Annotated in this window: 4 protein-coding genes and 1 pseudogene; all 5 read left to right on the top strand. The window is 44.4% G+C overall.

Features of this window, described 5'->3' with window-relative positions:
* A pseudogene (locus tag WBV27_RS11985) lies at positions 1 to 357 on the top strand (RNA polymerase factor sigma-54); the annotation flags it as partial.
* Positions 358 to 497: 140 nt separating this feature from the next.
* Positions 498 to 938, top strand: coding sequence for a YhcH/YjgK/YiaL family protein (locus WBV27_RS11980; protein WP_424202367.1), 441 nt, complete (start codon positions 498 to 500; stop codon positions 936 to 938).
* Positions 939 to 1,054: 116 nt separating this feature from the next.
* Positions 1,055 to 2,959, top strand: a complete 1,905-nt coding sequence (locus tag WBV27_RS11975) for a sigma 54-interacting transcriptional regulator (protein ID WP_424202365.1) — start codon at positions 1,055 to 1,057, stop codon at positions 2,957 to 2,959.
* Positions 2,960 to 3,135: 176 nt separating this feature from the next.
* On the top strand, positions 3,136 to 4,398 hold the full coding sequence (locus WBV27_RS11970) for a four-carbon acid sugar kinase family protein (RefSeq protein WP_424202363.1): 1,263 nt from the start codon (positions 3,136 to 3,138) through the stop codon (positions 4,396 to 4,398).
* A partial coding sequence (locus tag WBV27_RS11965; protein WP_424202361.1) for an iron-containing alcohol dehydrogenase occupies positions 4,380 to 4,954 on the top strand: 575 nt, incomplete at its 3' end. The genes WBV27_RS11970 and WBV27_RS11965, both read left to right, overlap by 19 nt.

Here is a 4,954-nt window from a genome sequence, read left to right as displayed (position 1 = left end):
CATCCGCTTGTTCCGCTGCAATTAAAGGACATCGCGGAGGAACTGGGTCTGCACGAGTCCACCATCAGTCGCGCAATCAACGACACGTACATCCAAACGGATTCGGGCATCTATGAGCTGAAACACTTTTTCTCACGAAAAGCCAAAACGGAAAATGAAGACGCACTCTCCACAACGTCGGTCCAACAGATGATCCAAAAACTGATCGATGAAGAGGACAAGCGTAAACCTATCTCCGATCAGAAAATAGTCGATCTGTTGGTCAAGGAGCAAATCGACATTTCCAGGCGGACAGTGGCAAAGTACAGGACGGAGCTCAACATTCCGCCAACCTCCAAGCGAAAACGATTCGAGTGACCCTTTGTTTTTGACTGCTCAGCAAGCCGCGAAAATCGGCTTGCTTTTTTATATTTTTTATTTTACTATTACGTTGTAATCCGCTTTCTTATGAATGGTTCTTTCTCTCACACACAACATTTATGAAAGAGGGTTTTACTGTGATTTATGATTATGTAAAAAATTTGGATGTGTACGCGGCGTTGTTGCCAAGGATCGAAAACTACATCAAGTTTATGGTTGATTCCTGGGATTTGCCTGTCGGCCGCTATGAATTGAGTGACGGCGATTTTGTTCTGATTCAGGAAGGGACCACAAAACCTGTTTCTGAAGGCAAATTTGAGGCGCATAAAAACTTTTTGGATCTGCAGGTAGTGGTTGCCGGCAAAGAATACATCAAGTGGCAAAACATCGATCTCCTTAGCGAGACGGCACCTTACGATCAAACCGTAGATAAAGTGAATTTTTCCGGTGACGGAGATATCCTGAACATCGCTGAAGGCATGTTCTACATCATGTTCCCGGAGGACGGGCATATGGCTTGTGTGCATCTTGAGGCACCAAGCTCCTATCGGAAATTGGTGATTAAAATTAAATTGTAGACTTTTACTATAGAAAAACCGCATAAAAACGGGTGAGAATCCCATTTTTATGCGGTTTTTTAACGAACCAGGAACGATTCGGGTGAGTTTTATACTCACGACAGGAGGTATAACGGATGGCTGAAATTGTATTTATCAGTCCTTATAAAGAGTTGACGAACACCGTCAACAGAGTAATAGAGAAACATCAAATCACCAATATGGAGGTGCTTGAGGGTAACTTGGATCAGGGGCTTATCCTGGCGCAAAAAGCCGTCAATGAGGGCGCGACAATCGTCATTTCCAGGGGCGGCACCTATAAATTGTTAAAAAGTAAGCTGCATACGATCGTATTGGAATTGAAGCTGACAATTTTCGATATCGAAAACAGTATAGGCGCTCTTGTGAATTCAAAAGACGATATCGCGATCATGGGCTACGACAACATGATCCAGGCCTATAAAATGCTGGCCAACCTGAACCACGATCACATCCATATCCATCAGCTGCAATACGATGAAAAAGTGGAACCCTACATCAAGAATTTCGTAAAGAAAGGGATCCATTCTTTTATCGGGGATACGATCGTAACAGAACACTGCAAGAAACTGGGGTACTCTTGCCAAATCATCGCGAGCAGCGATGAGTCCGTAAAGATGGTGATTGATGATGCCCAAGCCGTTTTGGAAGGGCAAAAAAAAGAGAGTGAGTTCAACAAACGCTACACCGCTTTGATGGACAGTGTACATGACGGCTTTATCGCAACGGATGAAAAAGAAACGGTCATTGCCTGCAACCTGATGGCTGAAAAGATCCTGAATCTGGATAAGAATTATCTGATCGGGAAGACTATCCGATCCGTTCCTGAACTGAAGGATTTTTTGAAGATATACAGTGAAGAAGAAACCGTCATCGAAGAGTTGGCCCTTATTGACGGCAGGAATATGGCGGTCAGCAATGTGCCGATCCAAGTGCAAAATGTTAATCGCGGTTCTGTCCTGATTTTCCAGGAAGTGGCTACGCTGCAAAAATTTGAAAACAAAATCCGCAAAAAGGTTTTGGGAACGGGCTTTGCGGCTAAATATCTGCTTTCGGACATCAAGCACAGCAGCCGAATCATGCGCGAGTGCATTATCCGCGCCAAAAAGTACAGCCAGTATGACAGCACAATCCTGATCGAAGGAGCGACCGGCGTCGGAAAAGAACTGTTCGCCCAAGGGATTCATAATCAGAGCTCACGGCGATACCAACCGTTTGTGGCTGTGAACTGTGCGGCGTTGCCGGAAAGTTTGATAGAAAGTGAACTGTTCGGTTATGAGGAAGGTGCCTTTACGGGAAGCCGGAAGGGCGGTCGTCCGGGCATGTTTGAAATGGCCCATAACGGCACGATCTTTTTGGATGAAATAAGCGAGTTGCCGCTTCAAACCCAAGGGCATCTGCTTCGCGTGCTGCAGGAACGCCAAATCGTGCGGGTAGGCGGTACATCGATTGTGCCGATCGATGTGCGCATCATTTGTGCATCGAACAAAAACCTGGAGAAAGAAGCAGCTGCGGGGAAATTCCGCGAGGATCTTCTGTATCGTGTGAATATTTTGAGCCTGAAGATACCGCATTTGGATGAGCGTAAAGAAGACATCCCGATCTTGATGGATTTTTACCTGAGTAAATATAGCAGGAAATATGATAAAAAAGGACTCGTTTTCAGCGAAGAAGTCGTTGAATATCTGACTGACTATCATTACAAAGGCAATGTCCGTGAATTGGAAGGGTTGATCGAAAGAGGGGTCATTCTGGCGGATGACGACAAAATCGCATTAGCGGATATCCAAAAAGAATCTTCCGTTAATGATATTGTGGATCCGAAAAAGACCGATACAAAATCGGTTGAAGGATTATTTTCAGATTTGCCGACCCTGAAAGTATTGGAAGAAGAATATATCGAGTTTTTGAAAAATAAGGTATCGACCACGAACGAATTGAGTGAAATTTTAGGGATCAACCGGTCCACTTTGTACCGGAAACTGAACGATAACAAAAAATGATGCAAAAGAAGAGCGTGGATGTTGCAAAATGATACATTTTTAAAGTGGATAAGTGATGAAAAAAAGCGGAAAGCTTGATTTCATCGCTTTTTTTGTTGAACGAAAAAGTTGGCACGCTACTTGCTAATATATAAGTGTGAGAGAAAGAAACGAATATAAACAAAGGAGGGCGGGGCATGATTTTTATTATTGCTGATGATTTGACGGGCGCCAATGATAGCGCAATCCAGTTCAAGAAAAACGGATTTGCGACCTATGTTGCAATAACAGCCAATAATTTGGATCAAAACCAAATATCCGATTATGGCGCGGTCGCCATCAACACTGATACCAGAGCGGTAACGCCGACAGATGCGTTCGCTTCGGTTTACCGATTGGTTAAGGAACAAAGAGCAGCATTCCCTGATGCGGCATACTATAAAAAAATAGACTCCCTATTTCGTGGAAATCCTGTTCAGGAAATTGAAGCACTTATGGATGCCGGCTCGTTTAATTTTGCATACGTCGTACCGGCGTTCCCTGAAGGCAACCGCAGCATGAAGCATGGGGAAATTTTGAATCTGGGAAAAATGATTGAAGTGACAGAGTTGTTCAACAATGAATCGATTAAAAAAATCGGGCATGTCGCTATCGAGGTGATCCGTGAAGGAAAAGAGCATTTACTTGCCTTTGTGGAAGACTTAAAATGTAAAGGTTGTCAAATTATTTTGTTTGACGGTGAAAACAGCTCTGATCTGGAAACGGTCCATTCGGTTTTTGAAGAAACAAGCAAAGATGTTCTGTTGTGCGGAAGCGCCGGAATCGCAAGCTACATTAAAAATCAGTCCGATCAGTCTCAACCTATTCAATCGCCGAACGTAAGAGAAGGCATTTTGCTGTATGCCATCGGGTCAAGGAGTCAGGTGACGGCAAAGCAAGTGAGCTATCTGATGAAAGAGGATTCAGACCTCAGCATAGCGATCCTCAACGCTGAAGAAATCAAGCAGGGGGACGCAGCAAAGGAAGTCGCCAGAGCTCTGGAAGAACTTTTTAAAGAAGATTTGAAAGAGGAATGCCTGCTTGTCTTGGACAGTCTTTTTGAAGAATCAGCTTTTGACTTGAAAGTCACTGCGGAAATGGAAACAGCAGCCAAGAAAATAATGAAAGCAATCGGTGATATAGCTGTTCAGATCAATGCCAACAAACCCATTTCCAAAATCATTGCGACCGGAGGGGACACAGCCCTCGAAATATGCAAAACTTTCGGAGCCAACGGTATCATCCTTAGGGAAGAAATCCTGCCGGGTATCCCATACGGGGAAATCGTCGGAGGCGACCTGGATGGAGCGGTCATTGCCACGAAGTCGGGTGGATTCGGAGAAGAACAAGCACTCATTGATATAAGGAATTTCTTCCTAAATACATCGAAAGAGGTAATAAAATGGCAATCAATCAATTGAAAGTACCGGGAAAGGTTTTCTCCGGAAACGATTCCTATCTGAAAATGAAGGACATTATTGAGGGGGAAGTAGTGAAGAACGTCCTGCTTATCACTGACAAAGGAATCGAGGGAGCGGGCATCCTCACTCCTGTTCTGGAGCTGTTGCATGACGCAGGCGTGCATACCGAAATATTCTATCATGTCCAAGCGGAGCCTACCCATAATGACGTTACACAGCTTGTCAGCGAGATTGGGGATACGCCAGCAGATTATATCGTTGCAGTAGGCGGAGGAAGTGTCCTGGACGTAGCTAAATTGGTGAGCGTCCTAAAAGGAGCGACTTATTCAATCGAAAATCTGTTGGAAACTCCGGGAATAGCCAAAAAACAAGTGAAATCATTATTGATCCCAACAACCTGCGGGACGGGATCCGAAGCAACCTGCAATGCAATCGTCGGTGTTCCTGAAAAAGGAATCAAAATCGGAATCGTCAATGATGCTTTGATTCCGGATGCAGCGATTTTGGATGCGGTCTTCGTTAAAAATCTGCCGCAAAAACATTTGGCAGCCGCAGC

The sequence above is a fragment of the Trichococcus sp. genome (assembly GCF_049589555.1).
Classification (GTDB): domain Bacteria; phylum Bacillota; class Bacilli; order Lactobacillales; family Aerococcaceae; genus Trichococcus.
This window is presented reverse-complemented; position numbering and strand designations above follow the sequence as displayed.

What these genes read in the sequence shown, in the direction of transcription:
- WBV27_RS11975 (WP_424202365.1), top strand. Translation starts at nt 1,055, where the DNA reads ATGGCTGAAATTGTATTTATCAGTCCTTATAAAGAGTTGACGAACACC.
- WBV27_RS11970 (WP_424202363.1), top strand. Translation starts at nt 3,136, where the DNA reads ATGATTTTTATTATTGCTGATGATTTGACGGGCGCCAATGATAGCGCA.